Source organism: Bradyrhizobium sp. AUGA SZCCT0431 (assembly GCF_018131065.1).
In the GTDB taxonomy this organism is placed as follows: domain Bacteria; phylum Pseudomonadota; class Alphaproteobacteria; order Rhizobiales; family Xanthobacteraceae; genus Bradyrhizobium.
In genome coordinates, this window is record NZ_JAFCLR010000028.1 from 66176 (window position 1) to 87057 (window position 20882).

Annotated in this window: 22 protein-coding genes; 3 read left to right on the forward strand and 19 right to left on the reverse strand. The window is 62.6% G+C overall.

Features of this window, described 5'->3' with window-relative positions; genetic code table 11:
* Positions 1-10: 10 nt before the first annotated feature.
* From JQ567_RS25135 to JQ567_RS25200, 14 genes are all read right to left on the reverse strand, one after another.
* Positions 11-1087, reverse strand: coding sequence for a hypothetical protein (locus JQ567_RS25135; protein WP_249165703.1), 1077 nt, complete (start codon positions 1085-1087; stop codon positions 11-13).
* A 298-nt stretch (positions 1088-1385) separates the two neighbouring features.
* The gene (locus JQ567_RS25140) at positions 1386-2126 is read right to left on the reverse strand and encodes an SDR family NAD(P)-dependent oxidoreductase (protein ID WP_212441290.1); all 741 of its coding nucleotides are present in this window, start codon (positions 2124-2126) and stop codon (positions 1386-1388) included.
* 160 nt (positions 2127-2286) lie between these two features.
* Positions 2287-3795, reverse strand: a complete 1509-nt coding sequence (gene purF / locus JQ567_RS25145) for an amidophosphoribosyltransferase (RefSeq protein ID WP_212441316.1) — start codon at positions 3793-3795, stop codon at positions 2287-2289.
* 29 nt (positions 3796-3824) lie between these two features.
* Positions 3825-4454, reverse strand: coding sequence for a CvpA family protein (locus tag JQ567_RS25150; protein ID WP_192740670.1), 630 nt, complete (start codon positions 4452-4454; stop codon positions 3825-3827).
* Between the two features lie 167 nt (positions 4455-4621).
* On the reverse strand, positions 4622-6094 hold the full coding sequence (radA, locus tag JQ567_RS25155; RefSeq protein ID WP_212441291.1) for a DNA repair protein RadA: 1473 nt from the start codon (positions 6092-6094) through the stop codon (positions 4622-4624).
* Positions 6095-6178: 84 nt separating this feature from the next.
* Complete coding sequence (locus JQ567_RS25160; RefSeq protein WP_212441292.1) at positions 6179-7324, reverse strand: threonine synthase; 1146 nt, start codon at positions 7322-7324, stop codon at positions 6179-6181.
* A gap of 136 nt (positions 7325-7460) precedes the next feature.
* Positions 7461-7829 (reverse strand): hypothetical protein, encoded by a 369-nt coding sequence (locus tag JQ567_RS25165; protein ID WP_212441293.1) that lies wholly within the window; start codon positions 7827-7829, stop codon positions 7461-7463.
* Between the two features lie 162 nt (positions 7830-7991).
* Positions 7992-9395, reverse strand: coding sequence for an adenylate/guanylate cyclase domain-containing protein (locus JQ567_RS25170; RefSeq protein ID WP_212441294.1), 1404 nt, complete (start codon positions 9393-9395; stop codon positions 7992-7994).
* A 151-nt stretch (positions 9396-9546) separates the two neighbouring features.
* On the reverse strand, positions 9547-10212 hold the full coding sequence (locus JQ567_RS25175) for an HAD family phosphatase (RefSeq protein ID WP_212441295.1): 666 nt from the start codon (positions 10210-10212) through the stop codon (positions 9547-9549).
* 138 nt (positions 10213-10350) lie between these two features.
* Positions 10351-10782 (reverse strand): hypothetical protein, encoded by a 432-nt coding sequence (locus tag JQ567_RS25180; RefSeq protein ID WP_212441296.1) that lies wholly within the window; start codon positions 10780-10782, stop codon positions 10351-10353.
* Between the two features lie 74 nt (positions 10783-10856).
* Complete coding sequence (locus tag JQ567_RS25185; protein ID WP_212441297.1) at positions 10857-11741, reverse strand: prohibitin family protein; 885 nt, start codon at positions 11739-11741, stop codon at positions 10857-10859.
* Between the two features lie 134 nt (positions 11742-11875).
* Entirely contained in the window at positions 11876-12601 is a 726-nt protein-coding gene (locus JQ567_RS25190; RefSeq protein WP_212441298.1) for a sulfite exporter TauE/SafE family protein, read from the reverse strand.
* A gap of 232 nt (positions 12602-12833) precedes the next feature.
* Complete coding sequence (locus JQ567_RS25195) at positions 12834-13685, reverse strand: alpha/beta fold hydrolase (RefSeq protein ID WP_212441299.1); 852 nt, start codon at positions 13683-13685, stop codon at positions 12834-12836.
* 79 nt (positions 13686-13764) lie between these two features.
* Entirely contained in the window at positions 13765-13986 is a 222-nt protein-coding gene (locus JQ567_RS25200; RefSeq protein WP_212441300.1) for a hypothetical protein, read from the reverse strand.
* A gap of 263 nt (positions 13987-14249) precedes the next feature.
* Here JQ567_RS25200 and JQ567_RS25205 point away from each other — a divergent pair, with 263 nt between their 5' ends.
* Positions 14250-14618 (forward strand): GFA family protein, encoded by a 369-nt coding sequence (locus JQ567_RS25205; protein WP_212441301.1) that lies wholly within the window; start codon positions 14250-14252, stop codon positions 14616-14618.
* A gap of 28 nt (positions 14619-14646) precedes the next feature.
* Here the strand turns inward: JQ567_RS25205 and JQ567_RS25210 are convergent, their stop codons facing one another.
* Positions 14647-15375, reverse strand: a complete 729-nt coding sequence (locus tag JQ567_RS25210; protein WP_212441317.1) for an adenylate/guanylate cyclase domain-containing protein — start codon at positions 15373-15375, stop codon at positions 14647-14649.
* 137 nt (positions 15376-15512) lie between these two features.
* Here JQ567_RS25210 and JQ567_RS25215 point away from each other — a divergent pair, with 137 nt between their 5' ends.
* The gene (locus tag JQ567_RS25215; protein ID WP_212441302.1) at positions 15513-15974 is read left to right on the forward strand and encodes a cupin domain-containing protein; all 462 of its coding nucleotides are present in this window, start codon (positions 15513-15515) and stop codon (positions 15972-15974) included.
* A gap of 147 nt (positions 15975-16121) precedes the next feature.
* On the opposite strand, the gene JQ567_RS38680 is transcribed toward JQ567_RS25215, so the two are convergent.
* Both JQ567_RS38680 and JQ567_RS25225 read right to left on the reverse strand, forming a co-directional pair.
* Positions 16122-16388, reverse strand: coding sequence for an HGGxSTG domain-containing protein (locus JQ567_RS38680; protein ID WP_212441303.1), 267 nt, complete (start codon positions 16386-16388; stop codon positions 16122-16124).
* Positions 16385-17035 (reverse strand): hypothetical protein, encoded by a 651-nt coding sequence (locus JQ567_RS25225; protein WP_312017462.1) that lies wholly within the window; start codon positions 17033-17035, stop codon positions 16385-16387. The genes JQ567_RS38680 and JQ567_RS25225 overlap by 4 nt, the downstream gene beginning before the upstream one ends.
* A 421-nt stretch (positions 17036-17456) precedes the next feature.
* On the opposite strand from JQ567_RS25225, the gene JQ567_RS25230 reads away from it, so the two are divergent.
* Positions 17457-19721: a fused MFS/spermidine synthase gene (locus JQ567_RS25230; RefSeq protein WP_212441304.1), complete on the forward strand. Its 2265-nt coding sequence runs from the start codon at positions 17457-17459 to the stop codon at positions 19719-19721.
* Between the two features lie 432 nt (positions 19722-20153).
* Here JQ567_RS25230 and JQ567_RS25235 read toward each other — a convergent pair whose 3' ends face one another.
* On the reverse strand, positions 20154-20588 hold the full coding sequence (locus JQ567_RS25235) for a hypothetical protein (RefSeq protein WP_212441305.1): 435 nt from the start codon (positions 20586-20588) through the stop codon (positions 20154-20156).
* Between the two features lie 29 nt (positions 20589-20617).
* Positions 20618-20758 carry a hypothetical protein gene (locus JQ567_RS25240; protein ID WP_212441306.1) on the reverse strand — a complete coding sequence of 47 codons (141 nt, stop codon included), beginning with the start codon at positions 20756-20758 and terminating at the stop codon, positions 20618-20620.
* Positions 20759-20882 lie beyond the last annotated feature (124 nt).

The window sequence follows — 20882 nt, forward strand, 5'->3', positions numbered from 1 at the left end:
GGCAATCCACCTATCGTAGCGCGTCCGATGTCAGCTTGAATTTCTGGATGCGCTTTCCGGTGTCGACTTCGGCGGTATAGACGTTGCCCTTGGAATCCACGGCCATGGCGTGAATCCAGTGGAACTGCCCGGCATTGCGGCCGCTGCGTCCAAAACTCCCGACCACGGTACCGTCGTCGCGCTTCAGCACCCGGATTTCGTTGTTTTCGCCATCAGCGCTCAACAGCCAGGTCTGTTTCGGATCAGGCCAGACCGCGATGTCCCACACTGCGCCATTGCCGAGCGTGTTCTTCTCGAAGAACCACTCCTTCACGAAAGATCCATCCTTCTTGAACACCTGGATGCGGTTGTTGATGCGGTCGCAGACATAAACCATCCCGTCATTGGTGAGCTTCACGCAATGCACGGGATTGGCGAATTGCTGGGCAGCCGGCGCCTTGGGATCATAGGGCGGCTGCTTGTCGTCGTTCGGCGGCTTGCCATAGGCGCCCCAGTGCCGCTTGTAGGCGCCGGTGGTGGCGTCGAACACGATGACGCGGCGGTTGCCGTAGCCGTCGGCGATGTAGATCTCGTTGGCATCCTTGTCGACCGCGGTCTCGGCGGGTTTGCCGAGTTGCGTGGTGTCGTTGGAGCCCTTGCTCGGCGCGATCTTGCCGATCTGCATCACGAACTTGCCGTCGAGGGTGAATTTGAGAACCGCGTTGTCATTGTCGGCGTTGCCGCCGACCCAGACAAAACCCTTGTCGTCGACTTCGATGCCATGTTCGCGGCCGACCCATTCATAGCCTTCGCCCGCACCGCCCCATGAGCGCAGCAGATTGCCCTCGGCGTCGAACTCCAGCACCGGCGGCGCCGAGACGCAGCATTTCGATCGTGGCGGGGTCAGCGTCGCGCCCTTTTCGTCGTCGGTCAGCGAGCGCGGACGATGGATGACCCAGATGTGGTCCTTGGAGTCGACGGCGATGCCGCCAACCTGGCCGAGAATCCAGTTGTTCGGCAACGGCTTTGGCCAGGACGCATCGACCGCGAAGGTCGGCACATCGCCGGCGAGCGCGGGGCTCGGCATCGGCGCGACTGACATCAGCATGGCGGCGGTCAGGCCTGCAAAAATGGTTTTGGTGAGATGTTGAATGGCAGGTATCGAGCGCGCGCGATGATGCATCGGCATGATGCTTCCTCCCTTGATCTTCTTCGCGGGTTGCTCCCGCTTGCGCGGGCAGTCAATCGCGGGGAGGGGGAGGAGTCAACGGTTTGACACCGTCATTGCGAGCCACCGGGTCGCGCGAATGCGCGCCCGATGACAGGCTCGCGAAGCAATCCATCCATCCATCCGAACAAAGAAAGAGTGGATTGCTTCGCTTTGCTCGCAATGACGTGGTGAGGACTTACGCCGGCGCGCGAAAGCTCATCAGCGTGCGCGTCTTGTAATCGTAGAGCTTGCCGGTTTCGGTCCAGTCGGGCGCGCACATCGGCACGATGAATTCCGCGGCCTGCTCCGGCGTGTCCAGTGTCGCGGGGTCTTCGCCGGGGAATACCGTGGCGCGCATCTTCGTGCGGATCGGGCCGGGGCTGAAAAGATTGACGCGAAGGTTCGTGCTCGCGGTCTCCTGCGCCCAGGCGCGCGCCAGCGCTTCGAGCGCAGCTTTCGAGGCGGCGTAGGGGCCGACATAGGCGCTGGCCTTGTTGGCGGCGCCGGAAGTGACGAACACGGCGCGGCCGGCGTCGGATTGCCTCAGCAGCGGTTCCATGCAGCGGATCAATTGAAAGTTCGCGGTCACGTTGACCGCCATCACGTCGTTCCACGGCTTCAGCTCGATATGCCCGAGCGGCGAGGAAGGGCCAGCGACGCCGGCATTGCCGACGAGAATGTCGAGCTTGCCGTGACGCTCGTGCAGCGCCGCGCCAAGCCGGGCGATGCCGTCGGAGTCGGTGAGGTTCAACGGCACCAGCGTGGCGCTGCCGCCGTCCTTGCGGATCTCGTCGTCGAGCTCTTCCAGCCCGCCTTGCGTGCGCGCCACCGCCACGACATGCGCGCCGGACTTGGCAAGCGCGCGCGCGGTGGCATAGCCGATGCCGCGCGAGGCGCCGGTCACGAGAGCGATACGGGAGGCGAGGGATTGGGGCATAGTAGAAGCTCTAGCAAAAACGTCGTCCCGGCGAAGGCCGGGACCCATACGCCGTGACGGTTATGAGGCAAAAGGTGGCTGTGTCTAGAGGCGTCCGTAAAACGAAGGCCGGTGGCTATGGGTCCCGGCCTTCGCCGGGACGACAAACCAATGGGGTCTATTAACTCGCCTCCGCCAGCAACGACAATTGCCGGGGCGACGGCTCGGTTTCGGTCTGGTCGGTGAGGTGGGTCGGATAGGCGCCCGTGAAGCAGTGGTCCGAGAATTTCGGATTGGCGGGATCGCGGCCGGGTTCGCCCATCGCGCGGTACATGCCGTCGATCGACAGAAACGCCAGTGAATCGGCGCCGATGATCTCGCGCATCTCCTCAAGCGAATGCGTGGCGGCAAGAAGTCCGCCGCGGTCCGGCAGGTCGATGCCGTAATAGTCAGGGTAGAGGATCGGCGGCGAGGCGAGGCGGAAATGCACTTCGCGCGCGCCGGCGTCGCGCATCATGCGCACGATCTTCTTCGAGGTGGTGCCGCGAACCAGCGAGTCGTCGATCAGGATGATGCGCTTGCCTTCGATCGCGGCGCGGTTGGCCGAATGCTTCATGCGCACGCCGAGCTCGCGCACGCTCTGGGTCGGCTGAATGAAGGTGCGGCCGACATAGTGGTTACGGATGATGCCGAGCTCGAACGGCACGCCGGAATGCTGGGCGTAACCGATCGCGGCCGGCACGCCGGAATCCGGCACCGGCACCACGACGTCCACCTCGACACGGCTCTCGCGCGCCAGCTGCGCGCCGAAGGCTTTTCGAACCTCATAGACCGAACGGCCGCCGACGATGGAATCCGGCCGCGAGAAATAGATGTATTCGAAGATGCAGGGCCGCGGCGGCCTGGGTGGAAACGGCTTGTGGCTGTGCGCGCCCTTGTCGTCGAACACGATGATTTCGCCGGGTTCGACGTCGCGGACATACTTGGCGCCGATCATGTCGAGCGCGCAGGTCTCCGAGGTCAGGATCGGGCGGCCGTCGAGGTCGCCGAGCACCAGCGGCCGGATGCCGAGTGGATCGCGCGCGCCGATCAGCTTCTTGTTGGTCAGCGACACCAGCGAATAGGCGCCCTCGATGGTGCTCAGCGCCTCGATGAAGCGGTTGATGAAGCGGGTGCGCTTCGACTGCGCGACCAGGTGCAGGATCACTTCGGTGTCGGTGGTCGACTGCATCATGGCGCCGTGGAGAACGAGTTCGCGGCGCAGCGTCAGGCCGTTGGTGAGGTTGCCGTTATGGCCGACCGCGAAACCGCCGGCATTGAGCTCGGCGAACAGCGGCTGCACGTTGCGCAGGATGGTGGCGCCTGTCGTGGCATAGCGGACATGGCCGACGGCGGCATTGCCGGGCAGGCGCTCGATCACTTCGCGGCGGGAGAAGGTGTCGCCGACGAGGCCAAGCCGGCGTTCACTGTGGAAGCGGCTGCCGTCGAAGGAGACGATGCCGGCGGCTTCCTGGCCGCGGTGTTGAAGGGCGTGTAGTCCGAGTGCGGTGATGGCGGCGGCCTCGGGGTGGCCGAAGATGCCGAACACGCCGCATTCCTCGCGTAGCGTGTCGCCTTCGAGATCGTCCTGCAAATCGATCGGACCGGAGTTTCGGTCAAGTTGCTCGGCGGGATCGGAAGGGTTTTGCATCGCGTCCATCGCCTCTCTTTGGCCCAAAGTTACTTGCTCGCAGGTTTCTCGATCAGCTTTTTAAGGCCGTCGCGGGCAGGTTTGCTGTAGCCATCGCCGGACGCCGGGGCTGCCGGCTCGGCGTCAGTTGAATCGTCGTCGGGTTTATTCTTCTTGAATCTCTTTAAGATGGTGTTCTCAGGGTCGTCAGGCAAGAGCGCCATTAACCAATCTCCGGTTCCCTGCAGCACCATCCGGGACTTCGCCCCGGTGATCCAGTCGGGCCGCTGCTTGTCCGGAACCAGCCAGCTGAAGAACAGGAAGGCGACAACCACGATCAGCAGGCCGCGGGCGAGACCGAACAGGAACCCCAGCGTGCGATCCAGCGCGCCGATTCGGGAATCCAGGATCATGTCCGAAATCCGCACCGTAATGATCGACACCACGACCAGGGTCGCGATGAAGGTGCCGGCCACCACCACCACGGCCGCCACCGTGTCGTTATTGAAATAAGTTTTGGCGGTCGGCAGCAGCTTTGAGAAAGCATACAGCGTGACCAGAGCCGCCGCGCCCCAGGCCGCGATCGACAGAATCTCGCGCATGAAGCCGCGCACCATGGCGAGCAGCCCCGAAATCAGCATCACACCAAGCAGGACGAGATCGAGTATCGTTATCGGCATCGGCTGGTCAGGTCCGCTCGTAAATTCTCAAAGTCTCGCGAATCGGCGTGTCGGTGCTGATCTAGGTGACGGTCATATGGCGTGTCCCGCAAGGCCGGATATCACGCCATCCCACGCGCCTTTCGCGCGCGTTGTATAGCGGCGAGGGCGGGTGACGTCACGCCGCTTTAGCCATTCTCGCGACGGAATCGCGCCGGTGTGGCATTTTTCTCCGCCCCCTCGCGATTCTGCTCCCGGTTACCCTCGCGATTGGCTCTGGGCGTGCCCCGCGCGGCAATTTCAGCGACCAGGCTGGTCAATCCGCCGACGCTGTTCAGCACCAGACCCGCGTCGCCGCCGGCCTCGCCGCGCGCCGATTCGGGCAGTATCGCGCGGCCAAAGCCGAGTTTTGCCGCCTCTTTCAGCCGGGCCGAGGTTTGCGCCACCGGCCGGACCGCGCCGGACAGCGAAATCTCGCCGAAATACACCGCATCCGTCGGTAGCGGCGCATTGACGAGCGACGACACCAGGGCGGCGGCGGCCGCGACGTCGGCCGCGGGCTCCTGGATCCGCAGGCCGCCGGCCACGTTCAGATAGACGTCGTAGCCGGACAGTTTGACCCCGCAATGGGCCTCCAGCACCGCCAGCACCATCGAGAGCCGGCTTGGGTCCCAGCCGACCACGGCGCGCCGGGGCGTGCCGAGGGTGGTCGGCGCCACCAGCGCCTGCAATTCCACCAGCACCGGGCGGGTGCCCTCGATGCCGGCGAACACAGCGGTGCCGGGACTGCCGAGGTCGCGCTCCGACAGGAACAATTCGGAGGGGTTCGAGACCTCGCGCAGGCCGAGGCCCGTCATCTCGAACACGCCGATTTCATCGGTCGGGCCGAAGCGGTTCTTCGCCGCGCGCAGGATGCGGAATTGCTGCGAGCCTTCGCCCTCGAACGACAGCACCGCATCGACCATGTGCTCGACCACGCGGGGGCCGGCGATCTGGCCGTCCTTTGTCACGTGCCCGACCAGGATGATCGTGGCCCCGGATTTCTTGGCAAACCGAATCAGCGCCTGCGCGGAGGCGCGGACCTGCGTGACCGTTCCGGGGGCTGATTCCACCGTATCGGTCCACATGGTCTGGATCGAATCGATCACGATCAGGCGCGGCACCGCGCCCTCGGACAGCGTCGAGACGATGTCTTCGACGGAAGTCTCGGCCGCGAGTTGCACCGGCGCGTCGGCAAGGCCGAGCCGTTCGGCGCGCAGCCGCACCTGGGCCACGGCTTCTTCGCCTGAAATGTAGACCGCGCGATGCCCCGCACGCGCCATCATGCTGGTGGCCTGCGTCAGCAGCGTCGATTTGCCGATGCCGGGATCGCCGCCGACCAGCAGCACCGAGCCGCGGACGAAGCCGCCGCCGGTGACGCGATCGAGCTCGACCATGCCGGAGGAGAGCCGGGGCGCGTCCTGGCTTTTGCCGGTCAGCGATTCCAGCGCAAACGTTCTTCCCCTGCGTTTGGAGCGGATCGAGACCGGCATCGAGGTCGCGCCTGATGTGTCCTCCTCGGCCAGCGTGTTCCACTCGCCGCAGGACTCGCACTTGCCCTGCCAGCGATTAAACGCCGCGCCGCAGTTCTGGCAGACAAAGGAGAGGGTGGATTTGGCCATGAAGTCTCTGTGATGCGTCCGTTCTTATTTTGTTCTATAGCGGTTCCAGAGCCAAGTCAAAGGCTGGGAGGTGCAAAGCCGGAATCAAAACAGCTCGGCAATCGTGGACGCCGTCTTGATGCCGGTGCCTGAAATCAACAGCACCGTGTTTTCGCGCTCCTTGATGATGCCTCGCGCCGTAAGCTTTGCGAACGCCGCCGCGACGCTGGCCGATGTCGGCTCCACGAACAGGCCGAGCCGCGCCAGCCGCCTCAGGGCTGTAACGATCTCGTCCTCGGAAACCGCGATCGACTCCCCACCGCTGTCCTTCAAGGCGTGGATCATTTCCTTGAGCCGCAGCGGATGCGCGATCGCGGTGCCTTCCGCGATCGTCGTGCGGACGGCGCGGTCGATCGGCGTGTCGACGCCGGCCTGGAAGCTGGCGTCCAGCGGCGAGCAGTTGAGCGGCTGCGCGGCAAACAGCCTTGGCAGTTTGCTTATCTGACCGGCGGCAAGCAGTTCGGAGAAGCCGATGTGGCAGCCGAGCAGGTTGCTGCCCGCGCCGACCGGGATGATGATGTTGTCGGGCGGCGCGAAATTGAAATCTTCCCACAGCTCATAGGCGACCGACTTGGTGCCCTGCAGGAAGAACGGCTGCCAGTTGTGGCTGGAGTAGAAGATCTCGCTGGACTGGCGGATCGCCTCACGCTGGGACTCTTCCCGCGGTCCTTCGACAAGCTGCACCTCGGCGCCATAGGCGCGAACCTGCGCGACTTTGGTAGGCGATGTATAGGCGGGTGCGAGGATCTTCACCCGCATGCCGCCGGCCGCGCCATAGGCCGCAACCGACGCGCCGCCGTTACCAGAACTGTCTTCGAGCACCGCATCGATGCCGAGCTGGCGCACATAGGACAGCATGACCGTGGTGCCGCGGTCCTTGAAGCTGCAGGTCGGGTTGAACCATTCCAGCTTGAAGAACGGCCGAAAGTCGTCCCATTCCTTCTGCACCAGCGGGGTGCAGCCTTCCCCGAGCGAAATCGGTTTTGCAATTTCGATCGGCAGCGAGGCCCGATAGCGCCACAGCGACCGCGTGCCGCGATCGATCTCGTCTCTGATGATACCGGGCTGCGGGTTGATCAAGAGCGGCTTCTGCCCGTCGGCGCACCAGCGCGGCACATCCAGGGAAAAGCGCTCGCCGCTGCGCGGTTCGACGTAGAAGGAGTCATTTGGATGTTGTTTGGATCGAGGCATTGAGGGGTCCGTGTCAGTGGCTATGCGCGGCGCATGTCTGGCAAACAAAGGGGGCTTGGAGTTGGCCGTTTGCAGGCGAGGTGCTGTTCACGTTGTTGCATCCGCACGCCCGCCGCAACCGCGCAAAAAGAGCTGCCTATTCGTAGATTTCCCCTTCGTCGCCGATAAGTGATGCTTCTAACGCGTGAGCGAGTTTCGAAGCAAGTTGCCGGATATCAGAAGTAGGCAGCTCAAAATCGCGGGGCGCTCTGAACGAGACTTGACCCGGCGGTGTCCAAAGAAATAGGCGCAGCCACTCAGCATTCTTCGGAAAAAATACTTCGGCGTCACCGCCAGTGTTGCGAAGCGTGATGATTTCACCGGTCTTGGGGTTGCTTGCCTTAAAGTCTCCGTCCGCCATGCGAACATTCTCGGTCTGCTGAACGGCTGCACGCCACTCGGTAAGCTCAATCGGCAGGAGCTGACCGTCAGGGGCTCGGCGTTTAATGTGAATGTCATATGCCATGGGCGTGCGTGGAGCGACTCTGAGTTCGATGCAGCAGAATAACGCTCTCAATCTGCGCTGGATAGTCGGCAGTCCAGCGTTCCACCTGCACCGTGTGGCGAAGCTCGGGGTGGTGAGCGTCAAGCCATCCTCGTCGAGGCATCGATCGCACAATTCAGCGCCTCAGGCCGCGTCGTAATCCCGCGTCCATATCCCCACCGGTTGCTCGAGGCCGCGAATGGTCCGCGCCGGCTTTTTGACGAGGTGCAAAAAGTCGGCGTTTGAGCTGCCGGTTTCTGCCCGCGCCCGCTGCACCAATTCGTCGCTGGCCACCAGGGCGCAGCCGTATTCGCGGGTCAGTGCTTCAAGGCGGCTTGCGGCGTTCACCGCCGTGCCGATGACGGCAAATTCAAGCCGGTTCAGGCCGATGTCGCCGAGCACGACCTGACCAAAGTGCAATCCGATGCTGAGTCGGATCGGCGGCTCGTTGCGGCTTTTTCGTTCGCGGTTGAGTTCAGCGATCGACCCGATCATGGCCTGCGCGCAGCGCAGCGCGTTGCCGGCGTCGGAATCGCTGGTGAAGGGCGTGCCGAACGTCGCCATCAATCCGTCACCGAGATATTTGTCCAGCGTACCCAGGTGCCGGAATACTTCCCGTTCCATCCGCTCGTGGAACTGCCGCAGCGTCCCGATCACTTGCATCGGGCTGCGGCCGTCTGCATAGGCGGTGAAATCAACGATGTCGGCGAACAGTACCGCGACATTCTGCGTTCGCACCTGTTTGAGCGGATCGTCGTTCTTGGACAGCTGTTCGACGACATTGGGAGAGAAATAGCGCGCCAGGTTAGTGCGTTCGCGCTCGATGCCGGCGTGGCTGATCAGCAAAGCGTTCGAGCGGCGCGCCGCCAGCGCCAGCGTCATGGCGACGATCAGGAAGACGGTGATCTGCTGGAACCGCGCGCCAAAGCCGATCGACGAGGGGTCGATGATGTCGAACAGCCTGACGTCGGAGCCGACAGCGGCCCGCACCCGTTCCGACAGCGCGGCGTGGGTTTGCGGCTGCAGGTAAACCCAGCCGACGCCGATCGCCCACAGCGCCGAAGTCCAGAACCCCATCGCCACGACGGTGCGCCAGGAATAGGCCAGCGTCGCGGTGCCCAGGAAAACAAAGAAGTAAATGAAGCTGTCGAACCGGTACTGCATTGCAAGTGGCCAATCGACCGTGCTCCAGGGATTGGGCACGACGGTCAGGAAGGTCATCAGCAGCAGATCGCAAAATATCAGAATAAGCTCCGGCCACGACCGCTCGGCCTTGCCGACCTTGAGCTGGGCCCAGCCGATCAGGGCAAACAGGCCGAGCATCAGGACGTAATAGAGGACCTCCCATTCCGGATTGATGATCGGCAGGGTGGCGGCCGTTACCGCCAGCGCAACCCAGCGGGCGCGAACGGCGAGCAGCAAGCCCTCGCGCTTGCTGTCGGTAAGCGCGGCCTCCGCGAATTTCAGGGTGTCTTGCCGGACGTCGCCCCGTTTGGCCGGCTCGTTCCCGGGATCGGTAATATCAACTACGTCAGCTATTGCGCTCAAGACACCGCCCTCAAGGCCGAATTGATCGGATCATGCACTATGCCACGGTACCGGCATTGTTGGCGTCAGCATGATGTCATCCGGCCGCGTTTTTCAAATGCGGGTCGCGATGCCCCGGCCCAAGCCTTCGCTGACGGCGTTTGCGGGCGGCCTAGCTCTTGAAAAACTGAAGGGCGACGTGCTCGACGTCCGACCACGAATGCGCCAGGTGGACGGCGCCGGCATCGCGCAGCCTGAGATCATGGCCTTCGCGAATATGACTGGCCGCGCACAGCCCGACGACGGTCATGCCAGCAGCAACCGCCGCCCTGATCCCACTCGCGCTGTCTTCGATCACAAGACATTTCTCCGGGCCTACGCCCAATTTGCCTGCAGCGAACAGAAAGATGTCCGGATGCGGCTTTCCTCGCGCGACCATATCGGCACTGAAAACATGACTGCCGAATTCCGCTTCCAGTGCCAATACCGAAAGGCACAGCTGCAACCGATCCATCGAACTGGACGAGGCGATGCACCGGGGCAGGTGGGAAAAACGCCTGATGAAATTTGAAGCGCCACTCACTTCCTTCAAATCTGTCCGGAATCGGTCGAAGGTGGCGAGCTTGAGCTGGTTGGAGAAATCCGCAGGCAGCGGCCTTCCGATTGCCGCTTCGATCTCAGCCACGGCTTCATCCCACCTCCGGCCGGAATAGCGCGCAAGCGCCTGATCCAGCGTTGTTGAATGACCGAGGCCGGTGACCGTTTCCGCCAGAACGGTATTGGCGATCGCCTCGCTGTCAGCGATGACGCCGTCAAAGTCGAAAATCAATGCGCCCACGATTATCACTTCCAGGAAGGGATCGAGGTTCGCACGTTAGCATGCGGTCCCGCATGAAATGGACTGAGGTGACCGAAAGCAGTCGAACACTTTCTGTTGCGGTGTGTATCACCGGAGGCCTGGCTAGATGCTCTGCGCCTAGCGCTTGGCGGCACCGCTCCCGGCCTTGCAGCGCAGATACGGCTTGCCGTCGATCTTGATGGTGCCGTTCGGGCCGGGCGCGAGCTTGACGGTCGCTTTCCGTGGCTCGACGCCCTTGTTGAAATAATCCCAGAATTCAAAACAGGTGACCGAGAGATGGATGCCGTCTCCGACCACGGTCTTGCGGTCGATCCGGCAGTGATTTTCATACTGGTCGACCATCGGCGCGGGCTTGCCGCCGATCGGCTTGCTCATGTCGATGAGCGTTTTGCTGTCGGGGCCTTCCTTGTTGCGGCAGTCCTTCGCCGTTCTGGCCCAGAGCCCGTCAAAACTCTCCGCGGCTTGCGACGCCGGCGTCGCGGCTTGCGACGCAGGCGTGACGAGGGCGAAAGCGAGCGCGATGCCCGCCATGGTGATGACAATTCGCATGGGACCTGTTCCTAAAGACGATGATGCCTGAGATCGCGATCCCAGGCATCACCGCTTCCGGATGCTTTCGAAGATTATTTGACCGAGACGAACGGCACCGCGGAGCCGGGCACCATGGTGGTCGGCAGCACGCCGTTCCAGCGCTCGGCCTGCACCAGGGTGACGAGGTTCGGGTTGGTGCCGAGCGCCTTGGCGCGGGCTTCGATCGCGGCGGCTTCGGCTTCACCGGTCAGCTTGATGTTGGTGGCGCGGGCTTCGCCGTTCAGCCGCAGCGCGTCGGCGGAGGCCTGGGCTTCGGCGCGGACAGCGTTGGCCTTGGCGTTGGCTTGCGTGACCGTGATCTGCGCCTGAACCTTCTCGCGCTCGGCGTTCTGCTGCAGCTTCTGTACCTCGACTTCGGCCAGCATGCGCTGCTCGATCGAATGCAGATAGGTCGAGCTGAACTCGATGTTCTCGAGCTGCACGCTCTCGACGATGATCATCGGATCATCCTTGAGCGAAGCGGTAATGGCGTCCCGGATCGCGTTGTTGAGGGCGCCGCGCTCCTGAATGGCTTTCACCGCGGTATAGCGGCCGAATACGATCTTGACCTGCTGGTTGACGGCAGGGCTGACCACCTGATTGACCGCCGCCTGCAGCCGGCCGAATTTGGCATAGAGATCCGTTACTTTTTCCGGCGATGCCCGCAACGTGACGCTGATCTTGAGATCGGCGGGCTGCTGGTCGTAGGAATAGGAATTCATCTTGTCCCAGGAGAAGGTCGTGGTCTTGACGCTGACCTTCTCGACGCTGTCGATCAGCGGGATCTTGAAACCGAGGCCCGGCTGTGCGGTGCCGATCACCGCGCCATAGCGCAGCAGCACGCCGCGCTCGGTCTGATCGACAGTGTACCAGCTTCCGGCTGCGATCAGGCCGATGACGACGACGCCAGCAACGGCGCCGATAATGCCCCTGTACATTTCTAAATCTCCTGTGGCTGAAAATGAGTGTTCATGCCACGCAACGTCTAAGGCCTCATCCGGAATTGGATGTGATGCACGTCACTTCGTCTCCTGGACCGCCGAGTTGGTTCAGATCGGAACGAGCGGATTTTTCAAACAGTGAAGGCCGACCAAAGCAGGGAAAGTCCGGCCACCAGCATGATGCCGTCCATCAGCAGGCGAAACATCTGGGGCTGCAGGTGCAGCACGAAGCGCTTGGCAATGAAGGCGCCGAACATCAGCGAGGAGCCTGCAACCAGGCCTTTCAGCGCAACGTCCGGCGTCAGCGCGCCGAAGCGTTCGAAGGTAACCGATTTGCTGAGATAGAGCCCGAGCGAGCTCGCGGATTCGGTGGCGAGGAACGCGCCCTTGTTCAGCCCGTAAAACAGAAACAGCGGCACGCTGAGCGGGCCGGTCGACACCACGATGCCGGTGAGATAGCCGATAACAGCGCCGCCCACGGCCAGATGCCAGAGCTTGGCCTTGAGTTGGTGTCGGTCAAGCCAATGCCGCACCGGCACCATCGCGATCAGAAACAGCCCGATCGCAATATCGACGGCGTGCGACGGCAAGGCCAGCAGCGTCCGTGCGCCGAGTGCGGCAGCCGGAATTCCGGTGACCGAGTAGGCGAGGCAGGCGCGCCAGTCGACCTCGCGCCACCAGGCCAGGATACGCGACAGGTTCGCCATCACGGCCGCCACCGCCATGATCGGCACGGCTTCCTTCGGCCCGTATTGATAGATCAGAACCGGCATCAGCATGATCGAAGAGCCGGTGCCGACGATGCCGCTGATGGTGCCGGCGAGAAGCCCGACCGTGAGGACGAAGAGAAAACCCAAGATCTGCTGTCTCCGCGATTCGTGGCGGCGGGAACAGCAAGCCTAGAGCCTTTTCCGTTCCGATTGAATCGGAACGAGGCTCTAGATTTTTGATTTGACGCGTTTTCTTGGCGCGGACTGGTTTCCATCCCCGGATCAAGTCCGAGGGCATGCTTCGCTGGAAAACGCTCTGCCAAGTTTTGGATCACACCGGCAGCGGAGCCGGACGGTCTGGCTGGAAGCGGTGGCGATTTCAGCGCGGCACGGATGCCGTCACCATCGCAAATGGATCGTTCGGGGAATCCTCGGGCTTGATCAGCCCCGGTTTCAGCGAGCCGTCGTCATCGAGGAATTTGTGGACCAGCGCCTGAATCGTTGACTTGACGCGGTCGGAACCGCGATCACTCAGTTCGTTGTGCTGAAACGCCGTGTTCACCACGGTGATGCCGGCCTTCCGGCACATCTCGTCATCCGGGATGACGCCCGGGTCGGGTTTGAAATGCGGATCGGTGGATCGGAATGACAGGATCTTGATGTTGCCGTCGGTAATGAACGGCACCCGCAGATTGTCCAGCGTCACCACTTTCTTGACCAGTTCGGGACGCCGGCTGGCGAAGTACATCGAGATATCGCCGCCATTGGAATGACCGACCAGGGTCAGGCGTCGGTAATCCGCATTCGGATACGCCTTCTTCATTTCGTCGATCGCGAACATGATATTGAAAATGCCGCGATTATATTGCGGCCGGCGGCCGACATATTCCTCGCCGATCCTGGTCACCATCGGCTCGTCGGTTTCGATGTCGTGCTGGATGCTGCCGACCAGATAACCCCGGGCGGCAAAGGTGTTGGCGAGGAACGAGTATTCCGTGTGCTTGACCGTGTTGCCGTGGCTGATGATCACGACCGGCAGCTCGATCATTTCGGCCGTTGCCTGCATGGCCCGGTCCCGCCGCACGGCGACGTCGACGGCAACCCGCCGGCTGTCGCGCAGGATGTCGTGCGACATCAGCGTCTCGTGGCGAATAAGCCATTTGCTGGCGGTGAAGTAGGCGACGATCGCCAGCGTGCAAAGTGAGAGAACGATCGCAACGCGGCGTTTCATTTTCTTCCCTCTCGATCGCCTGGCCGGTGAGGCCGACCGTGGCTTGCAATGCAATCGGCGGACCCAGGCACCAGGCGGTTCAAGCGGCCTTGTTCGGAAGCCGCTCGGCGGTTGAAATCAGTTTCTGAAAGGCGGACGCCTTCAATCTTTCCAGGTCGCGCTCGCCGACAGCCGCCAGGGCCAAAAGATGCTCGGCAACCTCGAGGACCGAGTGCGACTTCCGCTGACGGAAGCGGTTGTCCTTGATGACCTCGTCGAGCGCGCGCCGAAGCGTTGCGATGGTGGCGGGTTCGTAGCTCATGCCCGAGCTTTAGGCGGCCTCCTTGACATCCGCATGACCGCGGCTTGAAGCCCTGAGGATAACCAAGCCGCGCCAACGCCGTCGCTCGTCGCCAAACGATTGAAAATACGCGGCATTGGTTCGTCCGAAGGTTGCGGCGAGGGCCCGGCGCGGCCAATGACATTCGCGTGAAGGGGAAGCTGTTGCCTGCTGCTGACAGCATGCTGGCAGCAGGCACCGGTTATGAACCACGCCGTGTCGGATCATTCGGAAGGGAACAGATCGTGCCAATCAAGGGAAGCTGCCATTGCGGCCAGACGCAATTCGAGGTGGACGAGATGCCGGCCGACGTGACTCGCTGCACCTGTTCGCTATGTTCGAAGCGCGGCGCACTATGGGCCTATTACACGCCCGCGCAATTTCGTCTGACCTCGCCGCCGGAAAACGTCGCCACTTATTTGTGGGGCAGCCGCACCATCAAACATCATTTCTGCGCCAATTGCGGCTGCGGGACCTATGGGGAATCGCCGGATTGGTCGACCGGCAAGCCGGACTTCGAAAATCCGAAAGTCGGCGTCAATGCGCGGCTGTTCGACGACGTCGACCTCGACGCCGTGCCGGTGACGGTTATCGACGGCAAGAACCTTTGGTGAGCAACGACTTCTGGAAAGCGAGGCAGGGCTATGCCGCGTAAAGCTCGATCGGGGCATCGAATCCCTTGAGCTGGAAGGTCTTCGAATGACTGTCCTGCAAATCCGGTCGGGTGCGCTGATAGACCTCCTGCGTCACCAGAATCTGGTCGGCTTCGGCGACCGACTGCGCGCGGGAGGCGGTGTTGACGACCGTGCCGATGGCGGTGAGGTCGCGGTGTGACCGGCCGAATTCGCCAAAACTGAGTTCGCCTGCGTGGATGCCGATGCCGATCCCGAGGTCGCTGGCGTTCAGGCCGAGGGCTGCTGCAAGACCGTCGCGCCGCTCGCGCCAGTTCTTCTGGATATTGCGCGCCGCGAGCAGGGCATTGCGGACATGGTCGTCGCGCTGCAACGGAAAATTGAAGACGGCCATGACGGCGTCGCCGATCGTCTTGTTGAGGAGCCCGTCATGCTGCCAGATCGCGTCGGCGCATTCATCGTAGAAGGCGTCGAGCAGGCCCGACACGGCCTCCGCCGACTTCGATTGGGACAGGCTGGTATAGCCGCGCAGATCGGCAAACATCACGGTCGCGTCGATGGTGATCTTTCGGGCTCGCATCACCTTCGTGAACATCAGCTCGCAGATGGTGCAGGTGTTGGGGTTCATTCGGCTCGGGCGAACACCAAATGCCCGGAACGGCACCGAGATTACCCCGCGGAGCGGCACCGGCATGTGCATCTGCTCCCAGCAGCCCTTGCAGAAACGCGAATGTTGCAGCGCCGCCATTGTTCACCATGCGTCGCGGGAGTGGCTAGCCTGTTGATCCTACAATTGGGGGCGGACGCCAGCAAGGCTGGATGCGGCTTCTCCCGGCTGCTAGGATCGCCTCAAATCCAAAAAAACGGAGGATCGCCATGGACGCCGCTACGCCGAAAGGCCCAGAGACCGCAGACACGCATTCGCATCTCGTTCGCCCGGCCGACATGGAGTGGCAGAAGACCCGTTTCCCCGGTTGCGAAGCCAAGACGCTGCTGTTTGATCGCAAGACCGGCCTCATGACCGCGCTGATGAAGTTTGCGCCCGGTGCGGTGCTGCCCGACCACGAGCATGTCAATATCGAGCAGACCTACGTGCTCGAAGGCAGCCTGGTCGACAAGGAGGGGCCGGCCCAGGGCATCGAATGCAAGGCCGGCGAATACATCTGGCGCGAGCAGGGCAGCCGTCACGTCGCCTGGTGCCCCGAGGGCGGGCTGATGCTCGCCATCTTCCAGGTCCCGAACAAGTTCTTCGAGGCCGACGGCCGTGTCGTCGACGCCGCGGGCGAAGACTGGGACCAGATCTGGGGCCATACCAGCCTTCGCTCGCGAAGCGAGTGAAGGCTGCCGCGCCGAAGCCGGAGGCGAAGGCGGGCTACTCGGCCCGCGAGCTACGGCTCGGCAAGCCAGGTGCCCGCGGATCAGCCCTTCTTGGACCCGGGCAGGGTGCCGCTCACACCGCAGAACTTAAGGTCCAGCGGCGCGAAATCATTTCATCTGTTGCAGCAGCTTGCGTGCATCGGCCAACATGGCCTGAATCTGCTTGCGCTCGGCAGTGGCGACCTTTGTGAAGAGCCCGTGCTTGCGCGCGTTCTGGTTTCGCCTTGGCGCGCCGGATCCCGGCGCACCGCCGTGCATGCGGCAACGCCTTTTTCCTCGCACCGCCGGCGAGCGGCACGATCCGCCGGAGCGGATCTTTGCTCCGCAACGCGGGCTCGCCAGCATCGGGTGGGTGTTGGGAGCGTGATTGCTCATGCCGGTGCTCGCCGCCTAGCGTGGTCGCGATCGTGCGCCCGTGCAGCACGATTGGACGTCGAGACCGTAGCCCCGCTCTTGTCCGAAACGATCACGCTCGCATGCTGCGTGACGTTGCCGACGATCGCCTTGCCACCATCCCCGACCGACACGTTCTGCGCGGTGATGGCAGGCTCGCCCTTGTTGCGATAGCGGGTGAGCGCCTCGATCTGGGCCGGGAACGTGCGGGCCAGCCTGCCCAATGCGCGCACGGCGCTGTCTTGCCGGGCGACGTCATCCGCGCCTGCGAGGCGATAGGCGCATCGCATCGCCAGCACATGGACGGACACCATTTGCGCCACCAGCATCGCTTCGATGGAATCCCTGGGCTTGATGCTCTCCACCATTGAAATCATGAAGGCGAGGTTGGCCGGGTCGGGCTTCCGCCCCTTGACGCTGGCTTTCACCAATTGGCCCAGTAGGCCGTACATCGCATCGCTGTCGGCGACGCCCAATGTTTCAGCCATCAGCGCTTCGCCAAGCTCCAGGTCTGGATAGACGATCGAGACTCCGTGTGACGAGAGTTTTAGCCGCGGGGCTGTGGCAGGCTTGGCTTGACCGGTTGCTTCGATGATGGCTGCCTTGTTGAGTTCTGGAACTGTGTTCACGTCGTATCTCCCTGGGCACACGCATCAGCAAGCGCGCGGAACGGCAAAGCGCAGGCGATCGTTCGCTGTGCGCGAGCCGGTGCAATTCAATGGTTGGAAGGATTTTTAAGCGCCCGTTGTCGGACAGGGCCATGGCCAAATGGCGCGATGATGCGAACCTGCCGCTGATTTGCCCGACGTGTCAAAAGATTTTCGTTGCCAAAAGCGGCTGTGCTGGCGACCGCTGCTTTCTTTGCATGGGGTTGTTTTCGATATTTTAGTTGAGAGCGAGAACCGCGCCATGTGTGGGTTCTGCCGCGGCGACTGGCAAGGCGGCCTTTACCATGGCGCAGGTCAGCGATTCCGGGCAGCCGGGTTAAGACTTTGCTCAGGACTGATTGGCTACCGTGCAACCATAAATTGCCGGTGTGCCAGGGGGACTATGTCGCTTTTCAATGCTTCCGATCGGATTTCGCCCGACTGCGATCGGCAGGCGATGGTGGTCCGGCTGACGCCGCTGCTGTATGTCGCGACGCTGTTCGTCTCGGCGCTGCTCTTGTTCTCGATCCAGCCGATGTTCGCCAAGATGGTGTTGCCGAAACTCGGCGGCGCTCCCGCGGTGTGGTCGGTGGCGATGGTGTTTTTCCAGACCGTGCTGCTCAGCGGCTATGCCTACGCGCATCTGCTGAATCACGTGCTTGCGCCGCGTTGGGCTGCAATGTTCCACCTTGCGCTGCTCGGCGTGACCGCGACGATGCTGCCGATCGCGATCGCACCTGGATGGGGTGTTCCGCCATCGGAAGGGACGGCGCTCTGGTTGTTCGGCCTGTTCGCGGTCTCGATCGGCCTGCCATTCTTCACGCTGTCGGCCAGCGCGCCGCTGCTGCAAAGCTGGTTCGCAGGCAGCGGGCACAGCCGGGCCGGCAATCCCTACGTTCTCTACGCCGCGTCCAACCTTGGTTCGTTCGCGGCATTGTTCGCCTATCCCGTCGTCATCGAACCGTTTCTCACGTTGAAGACGCAGGCGGCGGCGTGGTCGATAGGTTTTGCGCTGCTCGCCATGCTCCTGAGTCTGGTCGCGGTATTGACGTCGCGCGCGAAACCTGTCGCCGCAAAGGTCGAGGTTTCCGACGATATCGGCGCGAGTACGGGCGAACGGATGCGGTGGATCGCTCTCGCCGCCGTGCCATCGGGGCTCGTCATCGCGGTCACTGCCTATCTGACGACCGATATCGCCGCCGCACCATTCCTGTGGGTGGTGCCGCTTGCGATCTACCTGCTGACTTTCGTCGCCGTGTTCCGCGAGCGGCCATGGATCGCCCACGCCAATGTGGTGCGCTTCGTTCCGTTCGCGGTGGCGCCGCTCGCGGTCAGCCTGATCGGCGGTGAGAAGGTGTTCTGGCTGACGACCATCGCCCTCAACCTCGTCGTCTTCGCGCTGCTGACGCTGATGTGCCACGGCGAACTTTACGCGCGGCGGCCGAGCCCGCGGCGTTTGACGGAGTTCTATCTCTGCACGTCCCTTGGCGGGGTGATCGGTGGCGCCTTTGCGGGGCTCATCGCGCCGCAGATCTTCAATGGCAATTACGAATATCCGATCCTGATCGCGCTCGCGCTGTTGTGCACGCCCGGCATTTTTACCGGAGGCTTCCGCAAGGCGCTGACCGGCGCGTTGCCATGGCTTGTGATCAGCGCAGCGCTGGCGCTGGTCTGGTACGTCACGCGCTATCAGCCGCCGGCGACATTGGAACTGGCTTTCCAGGTCCTGCTGGCGCTGCTGGCAGCGGCGATGCTGTTTCAGCGGCAACGGCCGATGCGCTTCGTCGGGCTCGTGATCCTGAGTTTTGCGGTGACCGCCCTGTGGCGGCCCGGCATTGCGCCGATCGAAACCGCGCGCAGTTTCTTCGGCGTCCATAAGGTCGCGGAGATCAACGGCGGCAGTGCCCGCTTGCTCTACCACGGCACCACCATTCATGGCGCGCAGCGGTTGCGCAACGATGATGGCACGCCGGTCACCGGCCCGCTCTTGCCGCAGACCTATTACTATCCGGGCGGTCCGTACGCACAAGCCATCGGCGCCGCCCGTGCCGCGCGGGGCAGCCTCGGCCATGTGGCCGTCGTGGGCCTCGGTACCGGCACGCTGGCCTGTCATCGCAAGGGCAGGGAGCGCTGGACCTTCTTCGAGATCGACCCCGAAGTGATCCGGATCGCGCGCGATCCGCGTCGCTTCGAGTTCCTGTCGAAATGCGCCCCCGATGCGCCTATTGTCGCCGGCGACGCGCGCCTGACGCTGGAGGCATCAACCGACCGCTATGATCTGATCGTGCTCGATGCGTTCTCGTCGGATGCGATTCCGGTGCATCTGCTGACGCGCGAAGCGGTTGCGGGTTATCTTTCAAAGCTCACACCGCATGGTGTGATCGTGGTGCACATCTCCAACCGGTACTTCGATCTCGCGCCTGTTGTGGGTAACGTCGCGCAATCGCTTGGGCTTGTCGCCTACCTGCGGGAAGACACCAGCGCCGGCGATCTGCTGACCACGATGAAAGCCAATGCACGCCTCGTCGTCCTGGCTCGCGATGCGGCCGCCACCGGCAGCGTTGCCGCAAGCTGGACGCCGTTGCAGCCGGACCGGTCGAGCGCGCTGTGGACCGACGATTACTCCAATATTCTCGGCGTCATGCTGCACAAGAGATTGGGCGGCTAGACTGGCTCTCCTATCCAACCCGCGCGGCTGATCAGACAATTTCCGTTCACGATGTTAGACCGGACATCTCCATTGCGAGTGCCGAGTTCTAAAAATGACTCAAAGCGGACTTGGGGGCGCTGGGCGTGCGTCGGCCCAGCTCCGCTCCTTGAACACCAGCGCCAGCGAAAACATGAAGCGACAGGAGTTCGGCGACTCCGAGAAAGCCCTCCTCTCGCAAACCGTCAAAATCATCGAGACGCAAGTCGTCGATTAGGACTCTTGCATCGTCGATCGTCTCATTCGCACACCTGCTCGTTATCAGGGCTGGTTCTCCAATCCGGATGAGAGTCGGGTCTCGGGGAGTCCTGCGCGCCACCGAGCAGCGCGTCGAGAATATGGGCGGCAAAAATACCGGCGCTTACTATTGTCAGAAACGCTACCACCATTTTCTCAGAACCTTTTGATCGAGGACGCTAGCCCATACGATGGCGAGCATCCAATTGCGGCTGGCGCTACGCGGCAGCCTGTGGAACGGTTCGTCCACAGCTGTTTTCCTTCGTGTTTGCGCGGAACTGTTCCAGGCACTTCGACCGTCGCGGTACTTCCGGCAACGAGATCTTTTCGCTCGGCATCGTTGAGCGCGATGTGTCGTTTCAGCAGTGAGCGAAGCGCGGACGTGCATTGCACGGCCGAACATCGGCTGCTGAAGCCGCTGCAAGGAGGGTCAGCCCGCATCCCGGCAGTCCCGACCGTGCGATTTTGCAATTGGCGGGTTTCGCCGGCGTCCGAACTGCGCCAATGTTGGTGGACTTCGGGCCGGGCCACGAACATCACGAGACACAGCACTTTGCCGGCGAACACGGTGAGGCTCAAAACGTCTTTCATGTCACCTTCCAATCAGTCGGTTTTGGGCACTAGCGGGCCGCCGATTGCGGAAACATCCACGTGGAGACCGTGCGCCAAGCGCCATTACTCGACCTGCGTCGATACGCGACGAAGTCGGCGTCATCGATATGCAGAAGTTCGTGGCGGTAAGATTCGATCCGTTTGGTCATTGAACTCTCCTCGTTGGTGCCTGAGGCCATGCTTGGCACACCCTCATCGAAGGAGATGGACCATGAGGGAACGCTTCAATAGGGGGTGGAATCGGAAGGCATATTTCCGGACAGCGGGAGGTCG

Excerpts from the sequence above, each read along its gene's own strand:
- JQ567_RS38680 (WP_212441303.1), bottom strand. The coding sequence starts at position 16,388 with ATGAGCAATCACGCTCCCAACACCCACCCGATGCTGGCGAGCCCGCGT.
- JQ567_RS25235 (WP_212441305.1), bottom strand. The coding sequence starts at position 20,588 with ATGAAAGACGTTTTGAGCCTCACCGTGTTCGCCGGCAAAGTGCTGTGT.
- JQ567_RS25180 (WP_212441296.1), bottom strand. The coding sequence starts at position 10,782 with ATGCGAATTGTCATCACCATGGCGGGCATCGCGCTCGCTTTCGCCCTC.
- JQ567_RS25240 (WP_212441306.1), bottom strand. The coding sequence starts at position 20,758 with ATGACCAAACGGATCGAATCTTACCGCCACGAACTTCTGCATATCGAT.
- JQ567_RS25165 (WP_212441293.1), bottom strand. The coding sequence starts at position 7,829 with ATGGCATATGACATTCACATTAAACGCCGAGCCCCTGACGGTCAGCTC.
- JQ567_RS25160 (WP_212441292.1), bottom strand. The coding sequence starts at position 7,324 with ATGCCTCGATCCAAACAACATCCAAATGACTCCTTCTACGTCGAACCG.
- purF (WP_212441316.1), bottom strand. The coding sequence starts at position 3,795 with ATGCAAAACCCTTCCGATCCCGCCGAGCAACTTGACCGAAACTCCGGT.
- JQ567_RS25200 (WP_212441300.1), bottom strand. The coding sequence starts at position 13,986 with ATGAGCTACGAACCCGCCACCATCGCAACGCTTCGGCGCGCGCTCGAC.
- JQ567_RS25185 (WP_212441297.1), bottom strand. The coding sequence starts at position 11,741 with ATGTACAGGGGCATTATCGGCGCCGTTGCTGGCGTCGTCGTCATCGGC.
- radA (WP_212441291.1), bottom strand. The coding sequence starts at position 6,094 with ATGGCCAAATCCACCCTCTCCTTTGTCTGCCAGAACTGCGGCGCGGCG.
- JQ567_RS25195 (WP_212441299.1), bottom strand. The coding sequence starts at position 13,685 with ATGAAACGCCGCGTTGCGATCGTTCTCTCACTTTGCACGCTGGCGATC.
- JQ567_RS25150 (WP_192740670.1), bottom strand. The coding sequence starts at position 4,454 with ATGCCGATAACGATACTCGATCTCGTCCTGCTTGGTGTGATGCTGATT.
- JQ567_RS25140 (WP_212441290.1), bottom strand. The coding sequence starts at position 2,126 with ATGCCCCAATCCCTCGCCTCCCGTATCGCTCTCGTGACCGGCGCCTCG.
- JQ567_RS25230 (WP_212441304.1), top strand. The coding sequence starts at position 17,457 with ATGTCGCTTTTCAATGCTTCCGATCGGATTTCGCCCGACTGCGATCGG.
- JQ567_RS25215 (WP_212441302.1), top strand. The coding sequence starts at position 15,513 with ATGGACGCCGCTACGCCGAAAGGCCCAGAGACCGCAGACACGCATTCG.
- JQ567_RS25135 (WP_249165703.1), bottom strand. The coding sequence starts at position 1,087 with ATGCTGATGTCAGTCGCGCCGATGCCGAGCCCCGCGCTCGCCGGCGAT.